General features: G+C 68.9%; 21 protein-coding genes. 13 read left to right on the plus strand and 8 right to left on the minus strand.

Features of this window, described 5'->3' with window-relative positions; all coding sequences use genetic code 11:
• Window positions 1-299 precede the first annotated feature (299 nt).
• Window positions 300-566 carry a type II toxin-antitoxin system Phd/YefM family antitoxin gene (locus tag ACZOOI_RS17805; RefSeq protein ID WP_465276802.1) on the plus strand — a complete coding sequence of 89 codons (267 nt, stop codon included), beginning with the start codon at window positions 300-302 and terminating at the stop codon, window positions 564-566.
• Window positions 559-822, plus strand: coding sequence for a type II toxin-antitoxin system RelE/ParE family toxin (locus ACZOOI_RS17810; RefSeq protein ID WP_396010943.1), 264 nt, complete (start codon window positions 559-561; stop codon window positions 820-822). Before ACZOOI_RS17805 ends, ACZOOI_RS17810 begins: the two co-directional genes overlap by 8 nt.
• A 132-nt stretch (window positions 823-954) precedes the next feature.
• On the opposite strand, the gene ychF is transcribed toward ACZOOI_RS17810, so the two are convergent.
• Window positions 955-2028 (minus strand): redox-regulated ATPase YchF, encoded by a 1074-nt coding sequence (gene ychF, locus ACZOOI_RS17815; protein WP_465276803.1) that lies wholly within the window; start codon window positions 2026-2028, stop codon window positions 955-957.
• 135 nt (window positions 2029-2163) lie between these two features.
• Between ychF and ACZOOI_RS17820 the strand changes: the two genes are divergently transcribed.
• Window positions 2164-2706, plus strand: coding sequence for a hypothetical protein (locus ACZOOI_RS17820; protein WP_465276804.1), 543 nt, complete (start codon window positions 2164-2166; stop codon window positions 2704-2706).
• Between the two features lie 584 nt (window positions 2707-3290).
• A complete protein-coding gene (locus tag ACZOOI_RS17825) occupies window positions 3291-3674 on the plus strand; it encodes a DUF6542 domain-containing protein (RefSeq protein WP_465276805.1) in 384 nt (127 codons plus the stop codon).
• A gap of 161 nt (window positions 3675-3835) precedes the next feature.
• Here ACZOOI_RS17825 and ACZOOI_RS17830 read toward each other — a convergent pair whose 3' ends face one another.
• Window positions 3836-4789: a 4-hydroxy-3-methylbut-2-enyl diphosphate reductase gene (locus ACZOOI_RS17830; protein WP_465276806.1), complete on the minus strand. Its 954-nt coding sequence runs from the start codon at window positions 4787-4789 to the stop codon at window positions 3836-3838.
• Window positions 4790-4972: 183 nt separating this feature from the next.
• Between ACZOOI_RS17830 and ACZOOI_RS17835 the strand changes: the two genes are divergently transcribed.
• Window positions 4973-6064 carry an acyltransferase family protein gene (locus tag ACZOOI_RS17835; protein ID WP_465276807.1) on the plus strand — a complete coding sequence of 364 codons (1092 nt, stop codon included), beginning with the start codon at window positions 4973-4975 and terminating at the stop codon, window positions 6062-6064.
• A 60-nt stretch (window positions 6065-6124) separates the two neighbouring features.
• On the opposite strand, the gene ACZOOI_RS17840 is transcribed toward ACZOOI_RS17835, so the two are convergent.
• Window positions 6125-7159 (minus strand): CE1 family esterase, encoded by a 1035-nt coding sequence (locus ACZOOI_RS17840; RefSeq protein WP_465276808.1) that lies wholly within the window; start codon window positions 7157-7159, stop codon window positions 6125-6127.
• A 184-nt stretch (window positions 7160-7343) separates the two neighbouring features.
• On the opposite strand from ACZOOI_RS17840, the gene ACZOOI_RS17845 reads away from it, so the two are divergent.
• Entirely contained in the window at window positions 7344-7844 is a 501-nt protein-coding gene (locus ACZOOI_RS17845) for a (deoxy)nucleoside triphosphate pyrophosphohydrolase (RefSeq protein WP_465276809.1), read from the plus strand.
• Window positions 7845-7868: 24 nt separating this feature from the next.
• Window positions 7869-10322 (plus strand): SpoIIE family protein phosphatase, encoded by a 2454-nt coding sequence (locus ACZOOI_RS17850; RefSeq protein ID WP_465276810.1) that lies wholly within the window; start codon window positions 7869-7871, stop codon window positions 10320-10322.
• Window positions 10323-10470: 148 nt separating this feature from the next.
• On the opposite strand, the gene ACZOOI_RS17855 is transcribed toward ACZOOI_RS17850, so the two are convergent.
• From ACZOOI_RS17855 to ACZOOI_RS17875, 5 genes are all read right to left on the minus strand, one after another.
• On the minus strand, window positions 10471-11229 hold the full coding sequence (locus ACZOOI_RS17855) for a succinate dehydrogenase/fumarate reductase iron-sulfur subunit (protein WP_391586742.1): 759 nt from the start codon (window positions 11227-11229) through the stop codon (window positions 10471-10473).
• Window positions 11229-13157, minus strand: coding sequence for a fumarate reductase/succinate dehydrogenase flavoprotein subunit (locus ACZOOI_RS17860; RefSeq protein WP_465276811.1), 1929 nt, complete (start codon window positions 13155-13157; stop codon window positions 11229-11231). The genes ACZOOI_RS17855 and ACZOOI_RS17860 overlap by 1 nt, the downstream gene beginning before the upstream one ends.
• A gap of 83 nt (window positions 13158-13240) precedes the next feature.
• Window positions 13241-14062 (minus strand): hypothetical protein, encoded by an 822-nt coding sequence (locus ACZOOI_RS17865; protein WP_465276812.1) that lies wholly within the window; start codon window positions 14060-14062, stop codon window positions 13241-13243.
• A gap of 4 nt (window positions 14063-14066) precedes the next feature.
• Window positions 14067-14390 carry a hypothetical protein gene (locus tag ACZOOI_RS17870; RefSeq protein WP_465276813.1) on the minus strand — a complete coding sequence of 108 codons (324 nt, stop codon included), beginning with the start codon at window positions 14388-14390 and terminating at the stop codon, window positions 14067-14069.
• A gap of 273 nt (window positions 14391-14663) precedes the next feature.
• The gene (locus ACZOOI_RS17875; RefSeq protein ID WP_465276814.1) at window positions 14664-15473 is read right to left on the minus strand and encodes a hypothetical protein; all 810 of its coding nucleotides are present in this window, start codon (window positions 15471-15473) and stop codon (window positions 14664-14666) included.
• A 201-nt stretch (window positions 15474-15674) separates the two neighbouring features.
• On the opposite strand from ACZOOI_RS17875, the gene typA reads away from it, so the two are divergent.
• From typA to ACZOOI_RS17905, 6 genes are all read left to right on the plus strand, one after another.
• Window positions 15675-17540 carry a translational GTPase TypA gene (gene typA, locus ACZOOI_RS17880; protein WP_465276815.1) on the plus strand — a complete coding sequence of 622 codons (1866 nt, stop codon included), beginning with the start codon at window positions 15675-15677 and terminating at the stop codon, window positions 17538-17540.
• A gap of 325 nt (window positions 17541-17865) precedes the next feature.
• Window positions 17866-18909, plus strand: coding sequence for an ABC transporter permease (locus ACZOOI_RS17885; RefSeq protein WP_391586748.1), 1044 nt, complete (start codon window positions 17866-17868; stop codon window positions 18907-18909).
• A 132-nt stretch (window positions 18910-19041) separates the two neighbouring features.
• Window positions 19042-20805, plus strand: coding sequence for an ABC transporter substrate-binding protein (locus ACZOOI_RS17890; RefSeq protein WP_465276816.1), 1764 nt, complete (start codon window positions 19042-19044; stop codon window positions 20803-20805).
• 131 nt (window positions 20806-20936) lie between these two features.
• The gene (locus ACZOOI_RS17895) at window positions 20937-21923 is read left to right on the plus strand and encodes an ABC transporter permease (RefSeq protein ID WP_391586750.1); all 987 of its coding nucleotides are present in this window, start codon (window positions 20937-20939) and stop codon (window positions 21921-21923) included.
• 133 nt (window positions 21924-22056) lie between these two features.
• Window positions 22057-23157 carry an ABC transporter ATP-binding protein gene (locus ACZOOI_RS17900; protein ID WP_465281226.1) on the plus strand — a complete coding sequence of 367 codons (1101 nt, stop codon included), beginning with the start codon at window positions 22057-22059 and terminating at the stop codon, window positions 23155-23157.
• A 45-nt stretch (window positions 23158-23202) separates the two neighbouring features.
• Entirely contained in the window at window positions 23203-24336 is a 1134-nt protein-coding gene (locus ACZOOI_RS17905; protein ID WP_465276817.1) for an ABC transporter ATP-binding protein, read from the plus strand.
• Window positions 24337-24575 lie beyond the last annotated feature (239 nt).

Here is a 24575-nt window from a genome sequence, read left to right on the forward strand (position 1 = left end):
TGTGGTGTGGGGTGGCGGGCGCGTAGCGGACGTGCATCCCGGGCGCGTAGCGGCGGCTCGACCGGGACCGCGGAGCGGGCATGCACCCGGCGCGCTGACCGGAGCACGCACGGCCTCAACGCGGCCGCCCCGCCGCGGACCCGTCGATTCAAAGGGGTCGCGCCGGCGCGTCCTCGATCAGCTTGTTGCTCCCGGCAAGCACCTTTCCCTCGTGCGAGAGCCGGAAGGTGTTGCCGTAGAGGGCGGAGCTTGCCCGAAAAAAGATGTGTACACCTGGCACGCCCGGTACACTCGGGCGCATGAGCCAGATGCCCATAGAGTCCATCCGCGACGTGCGTGCTCACCTGGCCGAGGTCGTGGAGCGGGCGGATCGCGACGACACTCCCACCGTCATCACGCGCCGCGGCAAGCAGGTGGCGGCCGTCGTGTCCATCGAGGTCCTGCGGAAGTATCAGGAATTGGAAGAGCGGGAGATCAACCGGATCATCGACGAGCGCATGGCCAACCCGGTGCGCGGCATTCCGATCGAGGATGTCATGAGGGAGACGCTGGCGCGCGGTGACTGAGTACCGAACCGTCTTTCGACCCGAGGCGCAGGCCGAACTCCGGAAGATCCCCCGCGATATGGCACTGCGCATCCTGACCAAGCTGACCGAACTGGAGACCGATCCTCTCGGTTTCAACACCACCGCACTCGTGTCCCAACCCGAGCGTCGTCGCCTGCGAGTCGGCGACTATCGCGTCGTCTACACGATCGACAGCGGGGAACTCGTGGTGTGGGTCGTTCACGTCGGACATCGCTCCACCGTCTACGGGACGTGATCATCGCCGACCCCGCCTCCGGATTCCGGCACCCATTCGACACGGGGACGCGAAAGGGGTCGGGCTCGTCCGAGCCCGACCCCTTTCGATCCGCGCGCCTGACACCCTGCATAACGCCTGGTGGCAGATCGGTCACACGTTGAAGCGGAACTCCACCACGTCGCCGTCCTGCATGATGTAGTCCTTGCCCTCCATGCGGGCCTTGCCCTTGGTGCGGGCCTCGGCGCGGCTGCCGGTTTCGACCAGGTCGTCGAAGCCGATCACCTCGGCCTTGATGAAGCCGCGCTGGAAGTCGGTGTGGATCACGCCGGCGGCCTCGGGGGCGGTGGCGCCCTTGGCGACCGTCCAGGCGCGGGCCTCCTTGGGGCCGGCTGTGAGGTAGGTCTGCAGGCCCAGGGTGTCGAAGCCGACCCGGGCCAGGATCGACAGGCCGGATTCCTCCTGGCCCAGGCTCTGGAGCAGTTCCAGGGCCTCGGCCTCGTCCAGCTCGATCAGCTCGGACTCGATCTTGGCGTCCAGGAAGATCGCCTCGGCCGGTGCGACCAGCTCGCGCAGTTCGTCCTTGAGCTCCTCGTTGACCAGTTCGTCCTCGTCGACGTTGAAGACGTACAGGAACGGCTTGGCGGTGAGCAGGTGCAGCTCGCGCAGCGGCTCCGGGTCGAGGCCGGCGGCGAAGACCGTGGTGCCCGCCTCCAGCACCTCCTTGGCCTTCTCCACGGCGGCGGCCACCGCGACCTTGTCCTTTTGCAGGCGCGAGTCCTTCTGGAGTCGCGGCAGGACCTTCTCGATCGTCTGCAGGTCGGCCAGGATCAGCTCGGTCTCGATGATCTCCTTGTCGTCGGCCGGCGAGATCTTGCCGTCGACGTGCACCACGTCCGGGTCGGTGAAGACCCGGATGACCTGGCAGATCGCGTCCGACTCGCGGATGTTGGCGAGGAACTTGTTGCCCAGGCCCTCACCCTCGGAGGCGCCACGCACGATGCCCGCGATGTCCACGAAGTCGACGGTCGCCGGGACCTTCTTGGCCGATCCGAAGATCTCGGCCAGCGTGTCCAGACGCGGGTCCGGCACGCCCACCACGCCCACGTTCGGCTCGATGGTCGCGAACGGGTAGTTCGCCGCGAGCACGTCGTTCTTGGTCAGGGCGTTGAAGAGCGTCGACTTGCCGACGTTGGGCAGGCCGACGATTCCGATGGTGAGCGACAACTGGATTCCCTGGCTTCTCGGCGATCGATGTGGCGCGCTGCGGACATACAAGCGCCTGCGGAAAGTGTAGGTGGTGGCCTGTGGCCAGTAGCATCCCTGGTTTCGTACGACGGCCACTCAACGACGGGGACATCGATGAGCCGCACCTCGAACACCAGCCACAACCGCAGGCAGCTGATGGACGGCGTCCTGTGGGAGTCCAAGCCGATGCGGATCCTGTTGCTCACCGCGTTCGTCCCGGTCGCGCTCGGCCTGTTCGACGTGGCCGGCCTCGGGCTGCCCATCGTCGTGGCCTTCGCGCTCTACGGCGGGCTCGCCCTCTTCGTCCTCCTCGGCTTCGCGCTCTACCAGTACCGCAAGTTGTCGATCGGGCCCAACGGACTGGTCTTCCACGGCCTGTTCCGTACCCGCGGCCTGCGGTGGGAGGAGATCTCCGCGGTCGAGGTCAAGCTCAAGGTCAACGGCGGGGACACGCCCTGCTACGCGGTCGTGCGCTGCGGGATGCGCGCCGGTGGCCGGAAGCAGCACACGATCAACTTCCTGGACAAGGGGATGTTGCCCTATCTGGCCGTGGACCTGCGTTGGTACGCGGCGTCCCGCGGCATTGCGGTCCAAGTCGAGAGCACCGACGAGGTGGTCCGCACGGTGGAGATGGTGGAAAGCGGCGCCCAGGTGTGACCTCCGGCCCGCAGGGCCGGACCGGACCCTCGACCCGGCCTCGGCCTCGGACGCCGGCCCGGACCAGCCCCGTCCGAACCGCCACGACCGCCGTGCCCGCCCCGACCCCGGTGACCCCGCGCGTCCGTCGGCCGGAATTGCTCGCCCGAAACCGCCACCAATCCCGCCCGAACAAGCGTCCTCCCTGGTGAACCCCGAGGAATCGGGGCAGGAACGGATCGGTCGAGGACGAGGTGAGCGGCGACCGGGCGGACGGTTCGACACAGGCGGGGTGAGGTTTTTCGTGTTCTTGGACGGGTTTGACCGTGATGCGGCAATACCGTGTGTGGATGGAACAGCGCAGCCGAGCGGGAGCGCGTCCCGTACCGACCCGGAACCCACCGAAACGGCCTCCCGTGCCGGCACCGGGACGAGGTGAGGCCGTGCGCCGTCGACCCGACCCGTCCACCCCGCCGCCCGCGACGCCGGCGGCCGGCCGCGAGTTGCCCCGGGGCCGGAACGGGAGCCACCCGGCCCGAGCACAGGCCCGACCGCGTCGGCCCGCCCCACCGCGCCGGGCGAACGGTGCCCCGGGCGGGTCGCGGATGTCCGGCGGCAGCCTCACCGCCGCGGGCGCGGCCGTGTTCGGCTTCGGCGGCACGCTGCTCGGCGGCCTCGTCGATCACCTGGCGACCGACGAACTCGGCTTCGTGTTCGGGTTCGCCTTCCTGCTCAGCTCGGTGTTCGTGGCCTGGAAGGTGCGCCCCCAGGACTGGATCGCCGCGATCATCACGCCCCCGATCGCGTTCGCCGCGACCGTCGTGCTCGTGAGCACGTTCCTGGGCGCCGACACCCAGGAGACCTATCTCTCCCGGGTGGGCCTGGACCTGATCACCGCGCTGTCCTTCAAGGCCGGCCTGCTGTGGGGCGGTACGGCCCTGGCCGGCGTCGTCGTCCTGGTCAAGCGCCGAGCGGCCGACCGCCTCTGATCCGGGCGCGCCCCGCCCACGACGCCGCGGGGCCCGTCCGATCGCTCGGACGGGCCCCGCGGCACGACTCTTCGGTTCTTCGATCCCGCGACGATCCCGCGACGACCCACCCGACTCCGGCTTCGGCTCCGGAGCCGAACCGACTCCGGGCCGCCCGCCGCTCAGGCGTTGCGCAGATCCCGGCGCAGCTCCTGCGGCAGCGCGAACTGCAGCCGTTCCTCGACCGACCGGTGGATGTGCACGTCGGCGAAGCCGCGCTCGGCCAGCCACGCGAGCACGCCGTCCACGAGCACCTCGGGCACCGACGCGCCGGAGGTGACGCCGACCGTGCCGACCCCCTCCAGCCACTCGTCCTTCAGCTCTTCCGCGTAGTCGACCAGGTACGACGCCCGGGCGCCCGCCTCCAGCGCGACCTCGACCAGGCGCACCGAGTTGGACGAGTTGGTCGAGCCGACCACGATCACCAGGTCGGACTCGGCGGCGATCTGCTTCACCGCGACCTGGCGGTTCTGCGTCGCGTAGCAGATGTCGTCGCTCGGCGGGTCCATCAGCAGCGGGAGCTTCTTGCGCAGCTCCTTGACCGTGGCGACGGTCTCGTCCACGGACAGCGTGGTCTGGGAGAGCCAGGCCACCTTCGACGGGTCGCGCACCTCGACGTTCGCGACGCCCTCGGGGCCGTCCACCAGGTGGATGTGATCGGGCGCCTCACCGGCGGTGCCGATCACCTCCTCGTGGCCCTCGTGGCCGATCAGGAGGATGTCGTAGCCCTCCTCGGCGAAGCGCACGGCCTCCTTGTGCACCTTGGTCACGAGCGGGCACGTGGCGTCGATCGTGCGCAGCGAGCGGGCTGCCGCCTCCTCGTGCACCACGGGAGCCACACCGTGGGCGGAGAAGACGACCGTGGCGCCCTCGGGCACCTCCGCCGTCTCGTCCACGAAGATCGCGCCGCGCTTCTCCAGCGTCTCGACGACGTATTTGTTGTGCACGATCTGCTTGCGCACGTACACCGGCGCACCGTACAGATCGAGGGCCTTCTCGACGGTCTCGACGGCTCGGTCGACGCCCGCGCAGTACCCCCGGGGGGCGGCGAGCAGGACGCGGCTGGTTGACGACATGGATCCATCGTACGGGCGCTCCCGGGTGATCCACCCGGCATCGCGCGGCATAGCGCACGTAATAGGGTCCTTTGTCGGAGCCGGCCCGCGAAGTGTCGCGCCTCCCGGGTCCGATCCGTCAAGGCCACCGAGACGTCCCGGACCGGACCCGGCCCGCCCACGCCGTCCACGGGAAGACGTCGGATGCCCTTCAGCTCAGCGGAACGGCCCGGAAACGACACCTCCCCCCGATCGGAGCCCGCGAAGCGGCGCCGGGTCAGCTGGGACCTCCTGCGGGTGGCGTTCGTGGCGCTGGTGCTGCTGTTCCACGGCACCTACCTGGCCCGGCAGTGGCACCCCGAACTGGTCGCCCGCCCGTTCGTCTTTCCGTACCAATTGGGCGCGAGCCTGCTCCTGGTGGTCTCCGGCTACTTCGCCGCGGTCTCGCTGCGCAGGGGCGACGTGGTCCGCTGGTGGGTGGGCCGGATGGCGCGCATGTTGCCCGCCTTCTTCGTCGGCGTACTGGGCACCTCGCTGTTCCTGCGGCTGTGCGCACCGCCGGGGTGGTACGCGCCGAGCCTGCACGACGTGCTCGCCAATCTGGCCATGTTGTGGAACTGGAAACCGCAGTCGTACACCTATGTGGACGCGGCCTATTGGACGATTCCGCTGCAACTGTTGTGGTTCACCGCGATCTTCGCGCTGTGGCGCGCACGTCGGGTGCACGGCGACGCGACGGTGCGCACGCTGTGGCTGGTGGTGTGCCTCGAACTGGTCCTGCTACCGGTCCGGTTGCACCTGCAGTCGGAGGCGTTCCGCACCCTCTACGACGGGTTCGGGCTGTACCGCGTGCACCTGTTCGTGGCCGGCATCGCCGTGCAGTTGTGGTCGCGCCGCCGGATCCGCGGCCCGCACGCGGTGTTCCTGCTCGGCGCGTGCGCGTTCGTCCACCTGTGCCAGACCCGGCACCCGTCCTGGACGGTCGGGCTGGTGCTGGGCATCGGGGCGATCTGCGTCGCGGCGCTGGGCCCGGACTGGGACCGGTTCCTGCCCGCGTGGGTGGCCCGGCTCGCGCAGTGGACGGCGGGCATCACGTACGCGATGTATCTGGTGCACCAGTCGATCGGCTACGTGGTGATGCGCCGGCTCCAGGACCACGGCGTGGGCGCGACGGGTCAGCTGCTCGCGCTGGGTGTACTGGCGGTGCTGCTCGGCTGGCTGCTCACGGTGCTGGTGGAGCGCCCCGCGCATCGCGCGATCATGCGCGGCTTCGACCGGTTGCGGCCGACCCCCTGAGCGGCGACGGGCCCGCACTCGGCGGCGGTGCGTGCGGCGGTGCGTGCGTCGGCGCGAAGGTCAGAGCCGGTACTTGGAGAAGAACGCCCACATCAGTTCATTGGCCGAGACCTCCTGGTTGATCCGGCCGAACCCGCGCACCTCGGTGCCCGCCGCGCCCGGCCAGGTGTGCCCCGCGTCGGACTGCGTGTACAGGACCACCGCCGCGCCGCCCGCACAGCCGGTGTACGCGGTGCGCTCGACGTGCCGGGACACGCGCGTACGCACCGGCGTGCTCGGGCAATCGTCGATCGCGGCCCAGCGCCGCACCGCGTCGGTCACCGGGTAGGTCCAGCGCGATGCGATCCCGCCCTCGTAGGGGTTGGCCTGGTCGGCCAGGCCGTGCAGGGTCAGCACCGGGATCGGTCGGATCGGTCGGCACGGCGCCGGCCGGGCGCCGTCGGTGCCGTCCGCACGCAGACCCGCGACCGGGGCGATGGCCGCTATCCGCCGACTGAGCGTGCAGCCCAGCAGCGAGGTCATCCGGGCGCCGCCGGAGAACCCGGTCGCGTACACACGCCGATCGTCCAGGCACAACGAGCGGTCCAGCGCGTCCAGCGTGGCGCCGACGAAGCCGACCTCGTCGCGGCCGCCGACCGCGGCCGGGTGTCCGCCGTACAGCGGCACGCCGGGGATGTTCCAGGCCCGCCCGCCGGTCGAGCCCGGATAGCCCAGGCCGCCCTCCGGGACCGCGACCACGAAGCCGTGGCGCTCGGCGGACGCGCCCATGCCGGTGATCGCCATCTGCGCCGTGCCGGTGCTGTTGCTGCCGTGCAGGTTGAGCACCAGCGGTCGCGGATCCGCGCCGTCGTAGCTCTGCGGCACGTACGCCTGGACCCGGTAGGTCTCGCCGGAGAAGGACACCGGGACGCTCACCCAGCCCTGTCGGTCCCGGCCGTCGCACCCGGTGTCCGCGGCGGCCGACCCGGCGCCGGCCGGGTCGGCCTGGCGGGCGGTCAGTCGGGCCAACGCGAACACCGCGAGCACCGCGGCGACCGCGGCGAACACCGCGAGCATCCGGGCCACCCGCAGGACCGCGCACCGGGATCCCGCCACAGCCACCCCACCTCGTTCGGCGATCCGGGTCCGGATCCGGTTCGTTTCGGGAAACACGCGTTCTCGGGGACCGTGCATTTCGGAAAACACGTGTAATTCGCAAGCATGTCCCCGAACTCAGACGTTCGCGAACCGTCAAAGGTTGCCGCATGCGACGACCGCTCGGCACGTAGAGTTGTCCGCCATGACCGGGACCCGCATCGTCGTCGGCGCCGCGATCCTCCACCGAGGGCGCGTACTGGCCGCGTGCCGCAGCGCGCCGGCCGAGTTGGCGGGTGGTTGGGAGTTCCCCGGCGGCAAGGTCGAACCGGGCGAGAGCGAGTCCGCCGCGCTGGTGCGCGAGTGCCGCGAGGAACTCGGCGCGACCGTGCGACCGGTTCGCCGACTGCCCGGGGCGTGGCCGCTCGCCCGGGGGTATGTACTGCACGTGTGGCTCGCCGACCTGGTCGCGGGCGAGCCCCGGGCGCTCCAGGATCACTCGGCGCTGCGCTGGCTGGGCCCGGACGAGGTGTGCGACCTGGCCTGGCTGGCCCCGGATCGCCCGGCGGCGGAACTGGTCGCCGTCGAGTTGGGCGGCCACGACGCACGGGACGCACGGGAGCCGACCGCGCCGTCGGGGTCGGTGCGGCCGCACCCGGGGGCCGGGCTTGAGAACGTGATCAACCGGGAAAACGGTCCGGAGTAGCAGCGACAAAGGGATCCGCCGTCCATGGAGCAGCGCCGACAAGCCGACCGGAATCCGGGGGACCCTGCCCGGCGATCCTCGGCGCCCGGATCCCTGTTCGACCTCGTCCCGTCGGCCACGTGGGTGCTCGACGCCGACGGCCGGATCGTGATGTGGAGTGCCGCCGCCGAGCAGCTGTTCGGCTACCGGCGCGAGGACATCCTCGGCGCCCGCGCGGTCGATCTGGTGCATCCGCCGTTCACCGCCGCGCAGGAGGCGGCCACCCAGCAGGCGGTCGCGGGCGCGGACGTCTTCGCCGGCCTGTACACGATGCGCCGCGGCGACGGCACGCTGTGCACGGTCGAGTCGCGCGCGGCCTTCGCCGAGGACCTGGCCGGGAACCGCTACGTCCTGATCACCTCGATGGATTCGACGGTGGTGCGCAAGGTCGAGGCCGATCTGGCGATCCGCGAGGCGCTGTTCGACCAGTCGCCGATCGGGGTGGGCATCTTCGACGCCGACCTGCGCTACGTCGCGGTCAACGACGCGCTCGCCGCGATCAACCGGATCCCCGCCGAGGAACACATCGGGCGCCGGCTCGAAGAGGTCCGTCCGGGGATGGACACCGAGCGGGTGCGCACGATCCAACAGCGCGTCCTGGAGACCGGCGAGCCCGTGGTCGACTCGCGGATCTTCGGCCCGATCCCCACCGACGGCAGCCCGCGCACCGTGTGGTCGATGTCGTACAACCGCCTGGAGGCGCCCGGCGGCCGGATCCTGGGCATCAGTTGCTCGCTGATCGACGTGACCGAGCGGCACTACGCGATGGTCAAGGTGGACGCCGCGCGCAAGCGCCTGGCGCTGCTGAACGAGGCCGGCACCCGGCTCGGCGCCACCTTGGACATCCCCCGGATCGCCGAGGAGCTGACCGCGTCGGTGGTGCCCGGCTTCGCCGATCTGGCCGCCGTGGACCTGCTGGAGGCGATCGTCCGGGGCGAGGAGATCCCGCCCGGTGCGCACGCCGAGAAGGCCCGGCTGCAACGGGTCGCCTCGCGCGGCGCGCGCCCGGGGCGGTACACCGACGAACTGCTCCGCCAGGGCAGCACGCTGATCTACGCGGCCGACTCGACGTTCGGCCGCTGCCTGCGCACGGGCGGCTCGTACCTGATGCGCAACGTGCAGGACGACATGTACGACGAGCTGATCCACGACCCGGGCCGGGCCGAGGCCGCCCGCGCGCTGGGCCTGCACACGATGATCGTGGTCCCGCTCAGCGCCCGCGGGGTGGTGCTCGGCACGATGTTGCTCGGGCGCGGCGAGGGCCGGCCGGCGTTCGACCCGGACGACCTCACGCTCGCCACCGAACTGGGCGCGCGAGCGGCCGTGTCGGTGGACAACGCACGGCTGTACCACCATCAGCGGGAGACCGCGGTGATGCTCCAGCGGAGCCTGTTGCCGCAGAACCTGCCGGAGTTGCCGGGCATCTCGGTCGCGCACCGTTACCTGCCGGGCAGCTCGGTGACCGAGGTGGGCGGCGACTGGTACGACGTGATCCCGCTGTCGGGCGGGCGGATCGGGCTCGTGGTCGGCGACGTGATGGGGCACGGTGTGCACGCGGCGGCGGTGATGGGCCAGCTGCGCACCGCCGTGCGCACGCTCGCAGGTCTGGAACTGCCGCCGGCCGAGGTGCTCGGGCACCTGGACGACATCGTGGTGGGGCTCGGCGAGTTGCACTACGCGACGTGTGTCTACGTGGTCTACGACCCGGTGGCGCGCACCTGCGAGTTCGCCAGCGCGGGCCACATGCCGCCGGTGCTGGTGCCGGCGGGCGGGCGACCGCGCGTGATCGACAACCCGCCCGGCACGGTCCTGGGGGTGGGCGGCATCGGCTTCGAGCAGGGCGATTTCGCGGTCGAGTCGGGCAGCACGCTGGTGCTGTACACCGACGGCCTGGTGGAGACCCGGGACCGCTCCCTCGACGTGGGCATCAACCTGCTGTGCGATGCGATGGCGGGGCCGCCGGGCACGCTGGAGCAGGTCGCCGACAAGATCCTGGCCGACGTGCACGAGGAGCCCGGCTTCGACGACGTGGCCCTGCTCGTGGCCCGCCTGGACGCGCTCGCCGAGGACTCGGTGGCGTCCTGGTGGCTGCCGGCCGAACCCGCCGTGGTCTCCCGCGCCCGTGAACTCGGCCGCAAGACCCTCTCCGAGTGGGGCCTGGACGCCCTGATCGACATCACCGAGCTGCTGGTCAGCGAACTGGTCACGAACGCACTCCGGTACGGCGCCGGCCCGATCCGACTCCGCCTGCTGCGCGGTCGGGCACTCCTGTGCGAGGTCGCCGACGCGGGCACCACGCTGCCACGGATGCGCGAGGCGGAGGACACCGACGAGGGCGGCCGCGGCCTCCAACTGGTCAACCAACTCGCGGAACGCTGGGGCAGCCGAAAATCCGGCCACGGCAAGACGGTCTGGTTCGAACTGCCGCTGCCGGAGTAGCCGTTGCCGGCCGGCGAGGAGCCTTCGCACGACCGAGGCGAGCCGGCGAAGCGATGACGTGTCGAGCGTGTGCCGCGCGTCGGCCCGGGCCGACCGGCTGTTTCCGGCCGGCCCGGGTGACGACGCTCGGCCCGGAGCGGAGGGCGCGTCAGTCCCCCGACCCCCGCCGCCGGATCTTGTTGCCCAGCCACACCAGCGGGTCGTACTTGCGGTCCGCCACCCGCTCCTTCATCGGAATCAGCGCGTTGTCGGTGATGTGGATGTTCTCGGGACACACGTCCGTACAACACTTGGTGATGTTGCACAGCCCCAGGCCGTGCTCCTCCTGGGCGGCCTTCTGCCGATCCGCGACGTCCAGGGGGTGCATGTCCAACTCGGCGATCCGCATCAGGAAGCGCGGGCCGGAGAAGGCCGCCTTGTTGTCCTCGAAGTCACGGATGACGTGGCAGGTGTTCTGGCACAGGAAGCACTCGATGCACTTGCGGAACTCCTGCGAACGTTCGACGTCGACCTGCTGCATCCGGTACTCGCCCGGCTTCAGGTCCGCCGGCGGGGTGAACGAGGGCACCTGCCGGGCCTTGGCGTAGTTGAACGACACGTCGGTGACCAGGTCGCGGATCACCGGGAACGTGCGCATCGGGGTGACCGTGACCACCTCCTCCGGCGTGAACGTGCTCATCCGGGTCATGCACAGCAGCCGGGGTCGGCCGTTGATCTCCGCGCTGCACGAACCGCACTTGCCCGCCTTGCAGTTCCAGCGCACCGCGAGATCCGGGGCCTGGGTGGCCTGGAGGCGGTGGATGATGTCGAGGACGACCTCGCCCTCGTTCACCTCGACCTTGAAGTCGCGCAGCTCGCCGCCGTCGACGTCGCCGCGCCAGATGCGAAAGTCCGCCTTGTAGGACATCAGCCGTCCTCCCCGGGAAGTTCTGCGTCGGTCAGATACTTCTTCAGCTCGTCGCGCTCGAAGAGTTCGAGCAGGTCGGCGCGCATCGGCACGGCCTCACTCCGGGTCAGGGCCACGGACAGGTGTTCCGCGTCCGGGTCGACGATCGAGCACGCGAGCACCACCCGACGCCACTCGGCCGACATCGCCGGGAAGTCGTCGCGGGTGTGCCCGCCCCGGCTCTCCCGGCGTTCCAGCGCCGAACGCGCCACGCACTCGCAGACCAGCAGCATGTTCCGCAGGTCCAGGGCCAGGTGCCAGCCCGGGTTGTACTGCCGATGGCCTTCCACGCCGGCCTTGGCCGCGCGCGCCTTGAGCTCCTCCAGGCGGGTCAGCGCCTCGGTCATCTCGCCCTCCCGGCGGATGATGCCGACCAGGTCGTTCATGGTCTGCTGGAGCTCCTGGTGGACCGTGTACGGGTTCTCCGCGCTCTCCACCGCGAACGGGGCCAGTGCCTCGGCGGCGGCCGCGTCGATCTGCGCCTGGGCGGCCTCGCGCCGCTCCTCGCCGATCCCCTCGGCGTAGCGCGCCGCGTGCTCGCCCGCGCGCCGGCCGAACACCAGCAGGTCGGACAGCGAGTTGCCGCCGAGCCGATTGCTGCCGTGCATGCCGCCGGCGACCTCACCGGCCGCGTACAGGCCGAGCACGCCCGGCGTCGCCGCGGTGTCCGGGTCCACCGCGATCCCGCCCATCACGTAGTGACAGGTGGGCCCGACCTCCATCGCCTCGGCGGTGATGTCCACGTCGGCCAGTTCCTTGAACTGGTGGTACATCGACGGCAGTTTGCGGCGGATCTCGTCGGTGCCGCCCGCCATCCGGCCCACCACGGTCAGGAACACCCCGCCGTGCGGCGAGCCGCGGCCCGCCTTGACCTCGGAGTTGATCGCGCGCGCCACCTCGTCCCGGGGCAGCAGCTCGGGCGGGCGCTTGTTGTTCTCCTGGTCGGTGTACCAACGATCGCCCTCGGCCTCGGACTTGGCGTACTTCTCCTTGAACACGTCCGGGATGTAGTCGAACATGAACCGCTTGCCCTCGGAGTTGAGCAGCACCCCGCCGTCGCCGCGCACCGACTCGGTGACCAGGATGCCCTTCACCGACGGCGGCCAGACCATGCCGGTCGGGTGGAACTGGACGAACTCCATGTTGATCAGCGGCGCCCCCGCGAGCAGTGCGAGGGCCTGCCCGTCGCCGGTGTACTCCCACGAGTTCGAGGTCACCTTGAAGCCCTTGCCGATCCCGCCGGTGGCGAGCACGACGGCCGGTGCGTCGAAGACGGTGAAGCGGCCCGACTCGCGCCAGTAGCCGAATGCGCCGGTGATCCGGTTGCCGGTGTCGGAACCGGCGTCCGGGACGGTCAACAGGCGGGTGATCGTGCACTCCTGAAAGACCTTCAGCCGCGCCTCGGGGTCGCCGAACTCGCGCTCGTCCTGCTGTTGCAGGGCGACGATCTGCTGCTGCAGGGTGCGGATCAGTTCCAACCCGGTGCGGTCGCCGACGTGCGCCAGCCGCGGGTACTCGTGGCCGCCGAAGTTGCGCTGGCTGATCCGGCCGTCCGCGGTGCGGTCGAACAGCGCGCCCCAGGACTCCAACTCCCAGACCCGGTCGGGTGCTTCCTTGGCATGCAGTTCGGCCATCCGCCAGTGGTTGAGGAACTTGCCGCCACGCATCGTGTCGCGGAAGTGCACCTTCCAGCTGTCCTGCGAGTTCACGTTGCCCATCGAGGCGGCGATGCCGCCCTCGGCCATCACCGTATGGGCCTTGCCGAACAGCGACTTGCAGACGACGGCGGTACGCATGCCGCGCATGCGGGCCTCGATTGCGGCCCGCAATCCGGCGCCGCCCGCGCCGATCACGACCACGTCGTACGAATGACGTTCCACTTCGGACACGAGGGCAACTCCTGTACTGGGCTGGGCAGGTGTACGGGGTCGGGCAGGCGCGGAGGGTTCGCGGCCCGGGGCGAGCCGGTTGCTCAGAAGAAGCGGGGGTCGTCGAAGACGTTGCTCGCGACCAGGTACACGTACAGGTCGGCCAGCGCGACGCTGAACAGCGAGGCCCAGGCCAGTTCCATGTGTCGGCCGTTGAGCCTGCTGACGTAGCCCCAGAGGCGGTAGCGCACCGGGTGCTTGGAGAAGTGCTTGAGCTTGCCGCCGACGATGTGCCGGCACGAGTGGCAGGAGAGCGTGTACGCCCAGATCAGCAGCACGTTCGCGAGCAGCACCAGGGTGCCGAGCCCCATGTGCCCCCAGGCGCCGTGCTCGTCGCGGAACGCGATCAGCACGTCCCAGGACAGGATCACCGCCACCACGCCGGCGAAGTAGAAGAAGTAGCGGTGGATGTTCTGCATGATCAGCGGGAACCGGGTCTCGCCCGAGTACCTGCCGCGCGGCTCGGGGACCGCGCACGCCGACGGCGACGCCCAGAACCCTCGGTAGTAGGCCTTGCGGTAGTAGTAGCAGGTCAGCCGGAAGCCCAGCGGGAAGATCAGGATCAGCAGTGCCGGGGACAACCCCCACCAGTCGCCGAACAGCGGCGCGTTGGCGCTCATCGGCATGCTGTCGCACTTGGATGCCAGACACGGCGAGTAGAACGGCGACACGTACGGCTCGGCGAAGTAGTCGTCGTTCGCGAACGCGCGCCAGGTCGAGTAGACGATGAACGCGGACAGGATGGCCACCGTCACCGCCGGCGAGAGCCACCAGCGGTCCGTGCGCAGATGCCGGGCCTGGATCCGGGCCCGGCCGGGCGCGTTGGTGCCGGTGCTGCCGGCGGGTCCCGTCGTCCCTGTAGCCAAGACGTCACCTTCCTGTTCGGCGGGGCGGACGCATGCCGCCCACACCTTCGTCGTCCGCGTCCGCGAAGAGGATCGGGTCGTAAGGCAGGTCGGACATCACTTCGGCCGGCGTCGGGACGGGAGCGACCGTCGGTTCGCTCTCGGCGACCGTCTCGGCCAGGAAGGCGAGACTGGTTCGGGCCCGTTCCACGTCGTCGCAGAGTCTGCGAACGCCGTATGTGTCGCCGAGCGTGCGGCGCAGCGCGCGCGCCGCGCGTGCCAGATCGTCGAGCCTGCGCCTGGCCTGGGCCAGGTCCTCGTGCGCCCGAGTCGTCAAGATCGCGCTCACCTCCTGCTTTTCCGGCGCCACGTCGTCGGGGGCCGGCGGATGGGGATGGTGTTGCGGACTTGCCATTGATTCCCGAGGTGGGAACGTCGGCAGTCTGGCGCGAACGATCAATCGAAGGAAAGTGTTTCGTGGATCTGATGGGTCACAGATCGGAAAAACATGATCACCGAAACAAAGATCACCGGAATTCGATCTTCGATAAACAAGATCGAATTCCGGTGATCAGGTCGAACGGGGTTCGAACGTCTCGGCGAGGCTCGGGAAAGTCGAGGTTTAACGATCTTCCGAGCGCAATGTGGCGGCCGGGCTGGATTCCACCCGGGCGCGGGTCGCGGCGATGCGCGGACGGCCCGGAAGAATCCCCTCCGCTTCGTCGAGCGCCGCGCGGGCGGCGGTGATGTCGCCCGCGGCGCAGACACACAGGGCGAACGTGCACAATGCGTCGGCGTGGCCGGCGCGAGACGACCGCTTTTCCGTCCCGACGAGGCGTTTGGCGGCTCGTACCGCCTTCGTCGCATTTCCGTGCAGCACCATCAGCAGCGGCTCGTCGTCCTCGGACTCGAAGCGGATGGTCGCGCCCGACGGGTGCCGGTAGGAGTCGTCGGGCTTGCGCAGGGCCTCCTCGGCGGCGGCCAGGTTGTCCGCGAGCGGCACCGTGCCCATGATCAGCGCCTGCACCATCACCTCGCCGAACAATGCGCGACCGGTGTCCCAGGCGGGATGGCTCGGACCGATGCGGTCCAGATAGGCCCGGGCGACCGCCGCCGCGGCGGCGTCGTCCGCGTGCGCCTCCAGCGCCTGGACCCGCGCGAAAGTGCGATAGGGCTCACTTTCGGGGCCCTCGGGGATGAGATCGGCCAATTGTTCGACCATTGCGACATCCCCGTCGCGATAGGCCTCGGTGGCCCGCTCGTAGAGCAGTCGGGCTCGCCCCGCCGGGGTGCCCTGGTCGGACGGTGGAGGCGTTGCGTCGGCCCCCATATCGGCCGGAACAGGCCCAAAGGTCCCGCCCGGCCGCTCCGCGGCCCGCCTGGACCACCGTTTGCGGATGCGCTCGTTGAAAGATTCGCCAGACTCGCTCACACCTACGGATTCTGCCCTGTGGGGGCCTCGAACGGCGGCCGGCTGGCTCCGGGACCGAGCGAAGGACGCTCCTCCCCGTACGATTGACCTTGGCGCCGAGGAGGCAGGCCGGTTCGCGCGATGCCCATCGCGCGGCTGAGGAGGCTCGCGGTCGCCGGCCCGTCCGTAGCATCCCCGACTGAAGCCGAGAGACACGCAGCCGTGCCCACGCGCCATGACATCCGCAACGTCGCCATCGTCGCCCACGTCGACCACGGCAAGACCACCCTCGTCGACGCCATGCTGAAGCAGGCGGGCACGTTCAGTGCCCACCACCAGATGGACGATCGGGTGATGGACTCCAACGACTTGGAGCGCGAGAAGGGCATCACCATTCTCGCGAAGAACACCGCCGTCGCCTATCACCCCAAGGACGGTGGCCCCACGGTCACCATCAACATCATCGACACGCCCGGCCACGCCGACTTCGGCGGAGAGGTGGAGCGCGGTCTGTCGATGGTGGACGGTGTCGTGCTGCTCGTCGACGCTTCGGAAGGCCCGCTTCCGCAGACCCGTTTCGTGCTCCGCAAGGCGCTCGCGGCGAAGATGCCGGTCATCCTGTGCATCAACAAGGTCGACCGTCCCGACTCGCGCATCTCCGAGGTCGTCGACGAGACCTACGAGCTGTTCATGGACCTGGACGCGACCGAGGAGCAGATCGAGTTCCCCATCGTCTACGCGTGCGCGCGGGACGGTGTGGCCACCCTCGTGCGCCCCGCGGACGGCTCCGTGCCGACCGACAGCGACAGCCTGGAGCCGTTCTTCCAGGCCATCCTGGACTCCATCCCCGCCCCGGAGTACGAGGAGGGCGCGCCGCTCCAGGCGCACGTGACCAACCTGGACGCGTCCAACTTCCTCGGCCGGATCGCGCTGTGCCGCGTGCACCAGGGCACCATCCGCAAGGGCCAGCAGGCCTCGTGGTGCCGGCACGACGGCACCATCGAGCGGGTCAAGATCACCGAGCTGCTGATGACCGACCAGCTCGAGCGCAAGCCCGCCGAGTCGGCCGGCCCCGGTGACATCATCGCCATCGCCGGCATCCCGGACATCATGATCGGCGACACCATCGCCGACCCCGAGGACCCGCGTCCGCTGCCGCTGATCACGGTGGACGAGCCCGCGATCTCGATGACCATCGGCACCAACACCTCGCCGCTGGTCGGCAAGGGCGGCAAGGGCCACAAGGTCACCGCCCGCCTGGTGAAGGACCGCTTGGAGCGCGAACTGGTCGGCAACGTGTCGCTGCGCGTGCTGCCCACCGAGCGTCCCGACACGTGGGAGGTCCAGGGCCGCGGCGAGCTCGCGCTGGCGATCCTGGTGGAGACCATGCGCCGGGAGGGCTTCGAGCTCACCGTCGGCAAGCCGCAGGTGGTCACCCGCGAGGTCAACGGCAAGATCCACGAGCCGGTGGAGCGCCTGACCATCGACTCGCCCGAGGAGTACCTCGGCGGGATCACCCAGCTCCTGGCGTCCCGCAAGGGCCGCATGGAGACCATGACCAACCACGGCACCGGCTGGATCCGGATGGAGTTCGTGGTGCCCGCGCGCGGCCTGATCGGTTTCCGCACCGAGTTCCTCACGGACACCCGGGGCACCGGCATCGCGCACAGCGTGCACGAGGGTTACGAGCCGTGGTTCGGCGAGATCCGGACCCGCAACAACGGCTCCCTGGTCGCCGACCGGGCGGGTGTCGCGACGCCGTTCGCGATGATGAACCTGCAGGAGCGCGGCCAGATGTTCGTCGAGCCGACGACCGAGGTGTACGAGGGCATGATCGTGGGCGAGAACTCGCGCGCCGACGACATGGACGTCAACATCACCAAGGAGAAGAAGCTCACCAACATGCGCTCGTCGACCTCCGACGAGACCGAGAAGCTGATCCCGCCGCGCAGGCTCTCGCTGGAGCAGGCGCTGGAGTTCTGCCGCGAGGACGAGTGCATCGAGGTGACCCCGGAGACCGTGCGCATCCGCAAGGTCGTTCTCGATCAGAAGGAGCGTGGCCGCTCGGCCTCGCGCGCCAAGCGCTGATCGGTTGACGGTCGCCGTCGAGCGACCCGAAACGAGCCGGTGACCTGCGGTCGAACCCGCAGGTCACCGGCTTTTCGCATGCTGAGACCAAGTCGATATCTTTGCCCGGTTATATTCGTTATGTTGGCTATGTGCGCGAAATAATCGATCAACAATCGATCAACTTCGAAGTTTTAAAGAAACGTAAATGTTAATTACTTTTCGTTTCAAGGTTTACTCTGACTGCCTCTTGACGTCCGGGTAATTGGGTTGCGAGAGTCCGTGCGGCCACCAAACCAAACGGCACTCGGTCGAACCCGACCTCACCTCGGGGGTATTTGCGGCAATGACCATGCAACCCCAGCTGGTCCCGGAAGCGGGCGGACCCCCGGCTTCAGGGGAACCCGGCGCGATGCTCGACAAAACGGGCGTCGGCGCCGTACCGAAAGAGATAGTGGGGCGCTCGCCGAGCCAACTGGCCTGGCGGCGCTTTCGCAAGGATCGTATCGGTATGGTCTCGACGGCCATAGTGATTTTCTTTTTCGTGATCGCTTTTGCCGCGCCCTTGATCTCCAAGCTGTACGGCAAGGACCCTTACACGCGTTACGGCCAGACCGAGCCCGGGCTGCTCAACTCTCGCGGCTTCCCGATCGCGCCCAACGGTGGCATGTCCGGGGACTACTGGTTCGGCATCGAACCGACGCTGGGTCGGGACGTGCTGACCCAACTCGTCTACGGCATCCGGACGTCCCTGCTGCTCGCGATCATCGTGGTCCTGATCGTCACGATCACGGGCACCATCCTGGGGATCACCGCCGGCTACCTCGGCGGTCGGACCGACTACGTGATCAGTCGGGTCATCGACACCCTCCTGGCGATGCCCTCGCAGCTGTTCTTCATCGCCTTCACGCCGATCGCCCTCGCGCTGTTCGTGAGCGACCGCGAGACGACGCCGACCTGGCTGCGGGCCACCGCGCTGATCATCGTGCTGTCGCTCTTCGGCTGGACCCGGATCGCCCGCATCCTGCGCGGGCAGGTGTTGTCGATGCGTGAACGCGAGTTCATCGAAGCCGCCAAGATCAGCGGCGCGAGTTCCAGGCGGATCATCTTCCGCGAACTCCTGCCCAACCTGTGGACCCCGATCCTGATCGTCGCGACGATCGAGGTGCCGACCTACGTCACCACCGAGGCCGCCCTCTCCTTCCTCGGCGTCGGCATGACGGAGCCGACCCCCGACTGGGGCCGGATGATCCACAAGGGCTTCGAGAACATGCAGAGCGACGTCACCTACATGGCCTTCCCGGCCGCCGCGATGGTGATCTTCGTGCTCGCCTTCAACCTCTTCGGCGACTCGGTTCGCGACGCACTGGACCCCAAGGCCAACCGGTGACCGAGCACGGTCGCCTCCCGGGTCGACGCGCATAAACCGCATCCCGTCGCGGCCTTCAAGTCTGCTTCTGGCACTTCCTGCATGTCGTAAAGCACAGCCGGGTGAACCCGGATTTTCTGATGAGGGGATTACATGAAAACGTCGGGGAAGCACCGGTTCGCCGCGTTGCTCGCAGTGGGGGCCCTCGCGGCCTCGGCATCCGCGTGCAGCAGCGGTGGCGGGGACGAGAAGGAAGAGCAGGGCAAGCCGCAGGCCAAGACCGCGGCGGTCTCCGTGGGCACGGCCGCGGACTCGAAGGGGCCCGCTCCCGAGATCCCCGGGGCCAAGAAGGGCGGGGTCGCCGGCGTCCTCAACCGCAGCGGCTTCTCCCACCTCGACCCGCAGCGCGCGTACGTCAGCAACCTGATGACCATCTCCGAACTGGTCTCCCGGCGCCTGACCTTCTACAAGAAGGAGGGCGACAAGACCACGCTCGTGGGTGACCTGGCCACCGACCCGGGCACCACCACCGACGGTGGCAAGACCTGGAAGTTCACCCTGAAGGACAACCTCAAGTACGAGGACGGTTCGCCGATCGTCGCGGCGGACGTCAAGTACGGCGTGGAGCGCTCCTTCCACAAGGCCTACAACCAGGGCCCCAAGTGGGTGCAGCAGTGGCTGACGGGCAGTGAGAACTACTTCGAGGTCTACGAAGGCCCGTTCAACGGCAAGGAGTTGGGTCCGGACAAGATCGAGGTGCCGGACGCCAAGACGATCATCTTCAAGTTGACCGAGGCGCACCCCGACTTCCCGTTCGCGGTCGCGATGGGTACCTCTTCGCCGATGCCCAAGGCCAAGGAGACCAAGGACGACAACGACCGCAAGCCGTTCGCGAGCGGTCCGTACAAGGTCACCACGCACGAGCCGGACAAGGCTCTGGTCCTGGACAAGAACACGAACTGGGATCCGGCCACCGACGCGATCCGGCACCAGTACGTGGACCAGTTCAAGTTCGAGCTGGGGGTCACGGCTCCGCAGCAGTTCCAGCGGCTGACCGCCGCGGCCGGCAGTGACGCCGCCGCGTTCACCCTGAACGAGCGCCCCGACGCCAACTTCGCGCAGCAGATCGCGACCGACCCGGCGCTGAAGAACCGGGTCACCGACGCCGTGGGTCCGTACACGAACCGCTGGGACATCAACAACAAGCGGATCACCGATGTCAACGTCCGCAAGGCGATGTTGACCGCGTTCCCGCGCAACTCGGCCCGACTGGCCGAGGGCGGCCCGACCGCCGGCGACTTCGCGAACTCGCTCGCGTCGGTGACGCAGCTCGGCTTCGCGCCGTACAAGAGCCTGTTCGACGGTCTGCCGCCGGACGGTGACCAGGCCAAGGCCAAGCAGATGCTGGAAGCGGCGGGCAAGGTCGGCCAGAAGGTCGTCTTCTGCTTCACCACCTCGAAGACCCAGCAGGAGCGCGCGCTGCCCATCATCGACTCGCTGAACAAGGCGGGCTTCCAGATGGAGCGCAAGGAGATCTCCGACAAGGAGTACTACGACGTCATCGGCAAGCTGGACACCCCCTGCGACCTGTACTGGGCCGGCTGGGGCGCGGACTGGCCGACCGGCGCCACCGTCTACACCCCGGTCTTCGACGGCCGCAAGATCGTCGACGACGGTGAGAACTACTCGCAGTACAACAACCCGAGCGTGAACGCGGAGATCGACCGGATCCTCAAGATCGCGGACGTGAACCAGCAGGCCGTCGAGTGGATGAAGCTGGACCAGAAGATCATGGAAGACGTGCCGACGATCCCGTACCTGTACCAGCGGCACCGTCTCGTCTACGGCCCGCAGATCGGTGGGGCCGGACTGAACACCCACGGTGCGATCGACCTGCACAACATCTTCGTCAAGTAGTAGCCGTCAGCCCCTCTTCCGGTTGATCCGACGGTGAAGCGTTCGGTCCGGGACCCCGAGGTCGGGGTCCCGGACCGAACGCGACGGGACGGATCCACCCTCTGGGCACATCGCGGAGGAAGCCCGGCCTCATGCTTCGATTCCTGGTCCGTCGGCTGATCGGCGTAGTGGCGATCCTGCTCGTCGTCAGCGGCATCACCTTCTATCTCTTCTTCGCGGCCTCCGGCGCCGACGACGTCGTACGACTTTCGTGCGGTCGCAACTGCACCCCGGAGATGCGCGAAGTCGTCCGGCAGAACCTCGGCCTGGACAAACCCCTCATCGAACAGTTCTGGATCTTCATCTCGGGGATCTTCACGGGGCGCACCATCGGCGACAAGGTGTGTGACGCGCCGTGCCTGGGCTACTCGTTCGCCAACAACGAGAACGTCTTCGACAAGCTCGCCGACCGTTTCCCGGTGACCCTGTCGCTCGCGATCGGTGCGATCGTGCTGAGCATCGGGATCGGCATCGGGATGGGCGTGTTGGCCGCGCTCAAGCGCGGCAAGGCCACGGACAAGGTGACCACCGGTGTCGCGCTGCTCAGTGGCTCCGCCCCGATCTACGTGCTGGGCCCGCTGTTCATCTACGTCTTCGTCCAGCAACTCGGATGGCTCGACCGACCGACGGACCCCCCATCGTTCTTCGGTGATCCCGGAGGATGGGTATCCGCGTTGCTGCTGCCGTGGGTGTGTCTGATGACGATCCATATGGCGATGTACTGCCGCCTGACCAGATCCACGATGGTCGACGTGTTGTCCGAGGACTACGTCCGAACACTCAAGGCCAAGGGTCTGTCCGGCCGCAGCGTCTACCTCAAACACGCGTTCCGCGGCGCGCTCAGCCCGATCGTCACCGTCCTGGGCGTCGACATCGGCGTCCTGATGAGCGGCACGATCATCACCGAGTCCACCTTCAGCCTGCACGGCATCGGCATGCTCGCGGTGACCTCGGTGGTCGACTCGGACCTGCCGATGATGATGGGCGTGGTGATGGTCGCGGCCACCTTCACGATGCTCGCGAACCTCGCCGTGGACATGGCCTACGCGGCCATCGACCCCCGGGTGCGGCTGTCATGAGGGGCGGCCCGCGATGAGACTGCGCCGCAGCGCGGCCACGAGCCCCGCGCCCTCCGAAGCGTCCACCAAGCCCACCACGGCCGCGGCATCCAGGGATGCCACGGTCTCCGACGAACAGGCCCGGGAGCAGGACATGGCCGCCGGCACCGACACCACCGACGGCACCCCGACTCCGGTCGAGCAGCGAGATTCGAGTGGATCCGGCGACCGACCCGACGCGTTCCTGTCGGTCCGCGATCTCCAGGTCCACTTCACCACCGATGACGGTGTGGTCAAGGCCGTCGACGGGTTGTCCTTCGACGTCGAGAAGGGCCGCACGCTCGGCATCGTCGGCGAGTCCGGATCGGGCAAGTCGGTCTCCTCGCTGACCATCCTGGGGCTGCACAACCGCGAGCGGACCAGGATCGAGGGCGAGATCCGGTTCGACGGTCACGAGTTGGTCGGGATGCCCGAGCGCAAACTGCGCGACCTGCGCGGGCGACGGATCTCGATGATCTTCCAGGACCCGCTGACCGCGCTGTCGCCGTTCTACACGGTCGGCGAGCAGATCGCCGAGTCCTACCGCCGGCACACGGGCGCCAATCGGCACGACGCGCACGCGCGGGCCATCGAGATGCTGGACCGGGTCGGCATCCCCAACCCCAAGACCCGCGTGAACGACTATCCGCACCACTTCTCCGGCGGTATGCGCCAGCGCGCGATGATCGCGATGTCCCTCGTCTGCGACCCCGACCTGCTGATCGCGGACGAGCCGACGACCGCGCTCGACGTGACGGTCCAGGCGCAGATCCTGGATCTGTTGCGGGACCTCCAGGACGAGTTCGGCACCGCGATCCTGTTCATCACGCACGACCTCGGCGTGATCGCGTCGATGGCGCACGACGTGCTGGTGATGTACGCGGGGCGCAGCGTGGAGAAGGGCGCCGTGCGCGAGGTGCTGAAGAACCCCCGGCATCCGTACACGTGGGGGCTGCTGTCCTCGATGCCCAACCTGTCGGGCGACGTCGACATTCCGCTGCGGCCGGTGCGCGGCACCCCGCCGAGCCTGCTGGCGCCGCCCTCGGGCTGCCCGTTCCACCCGCGGTGCGACTACGTCGACGCGGTGGGCGGCGATCGGTGTTCGAGCGAGCGCCCGCCGCTCGCCCTGGTGGACGGCCGCGGCGCCGCGTGCCACCTGAGCGCCGAGGACAAGCAGCGGATCTTCATCGACGACGTTCGTCCGCTGCTCGGCTGACCGCCCCAGCCCGGCCGACGACGGTAGAAAGCAGGAGTAACGACGATGACCGAGACGATCAGCGAGTCCCCGGCGCCGACCCCGGACCCCGCGCCCGAGTCGCCCGGCGAGCCGCTGCTCGACGTGCGGGGCCTGGTCAAGTACTTCCCCGTCAAGGGGGGCGGTCTGGTCCGCCGCAAGATGCTGCACGTGCGCGCGGTGGACGGGATCGACCTGTCGGTCGCGGCGGGGGAGAGCGTGGGCCTGGTCGGCGAGTCCGGCTGCGGCAAGTCCACGACCGGCCGGCTGATCAGCCGGCTGCTCGAACCCTCCGGCGGCACGATCCGCTACGACGGCAAGGACATCACGCACGCCACCCGGCGGCAGATCGCGCCGATCCGCACCGAGATCCAGATGATCTTCCAGGACCCGTACTCGTCGCTGAACCCGCGACAGACGGTGGGCGCGATCATCGCGTCGCCGATGGAGGTCAACGGGATCGATCCGAAGGGTGGCCGAAAAAAGCGGGTGCAGGAGCTGTTGGAGCGGGTGGGGCTGAACCCCGAGCACTACAACCGCTTCCCGCACGAGTTCTCCGGCGGCCAGCGGCAGCGGATCGGCATCGCCCGCGCGTTGGCACTGCAACCGAGGCTGATCGTGGCCGACGAACCGGTCTCCGCGCTCGACGTGTCGATCCAGGCCCAGGTGATCAACCTGCTCCAGGGCCTGCAACGGGACATGGGCATCGCGTTCGTGTTCATCGCGCACGACCTCGCGGTGGTCCGGCACTTCTCCCAGCGGGTCGCGGTGATGTACCTCGGCAAGATCGTGGAGATCGCCGACCGCGCGTCGCTGTACTCGAACCCGCACCACCCGTACACACACACGTTGCTCGCCGCGGTGCCGGAGGCGGACCCGGACAAGAGCGCGAACCGGACACGTGTGCACGCCTACGGGGACATGCCCAGTCCGATCAACCCGCCGTCGGGTTGCCGGTTCCGCACCCGCTGCCCCAAGGCGCAGGACGTGTGCGCGAACGAGGAGCCGCCGTTGATCGGAATCGAGACGCTGCTGGCGGGCCATCGCGTCGCGTGCCACTTCCCCGGACCACTGGAAGCCACCGCGAAAGCGGAGGAGACCATGCCCGAGGAGCGGATCGAAGCGGCACTGGAAGCGGGGATCAGTTCCGACCCGGAGTAACGGCCGGTTGTTATAGCGCAGTCCCGAACGGGATGCCACCGATTTGGTGGCATCCCGTTCTTCGTGCTTTCCTGCAGGTCAGCTACGCGCGTTGAACCCGTTCGACCAGCGGGTCCGCACCGCCGGGCCCGGGCGAGCATCGTCACCCTCGGTAGCGTTTCTCGCCTGTCGAGACGAGGTAGGGGGCGTGCTATGGGTGTTCGTTCATCGGACTGTATGCTCCGGGCAGCGGTACATGG

It is taken from the genome of Embleya sp. L77 (assembly GCF_055557415.1).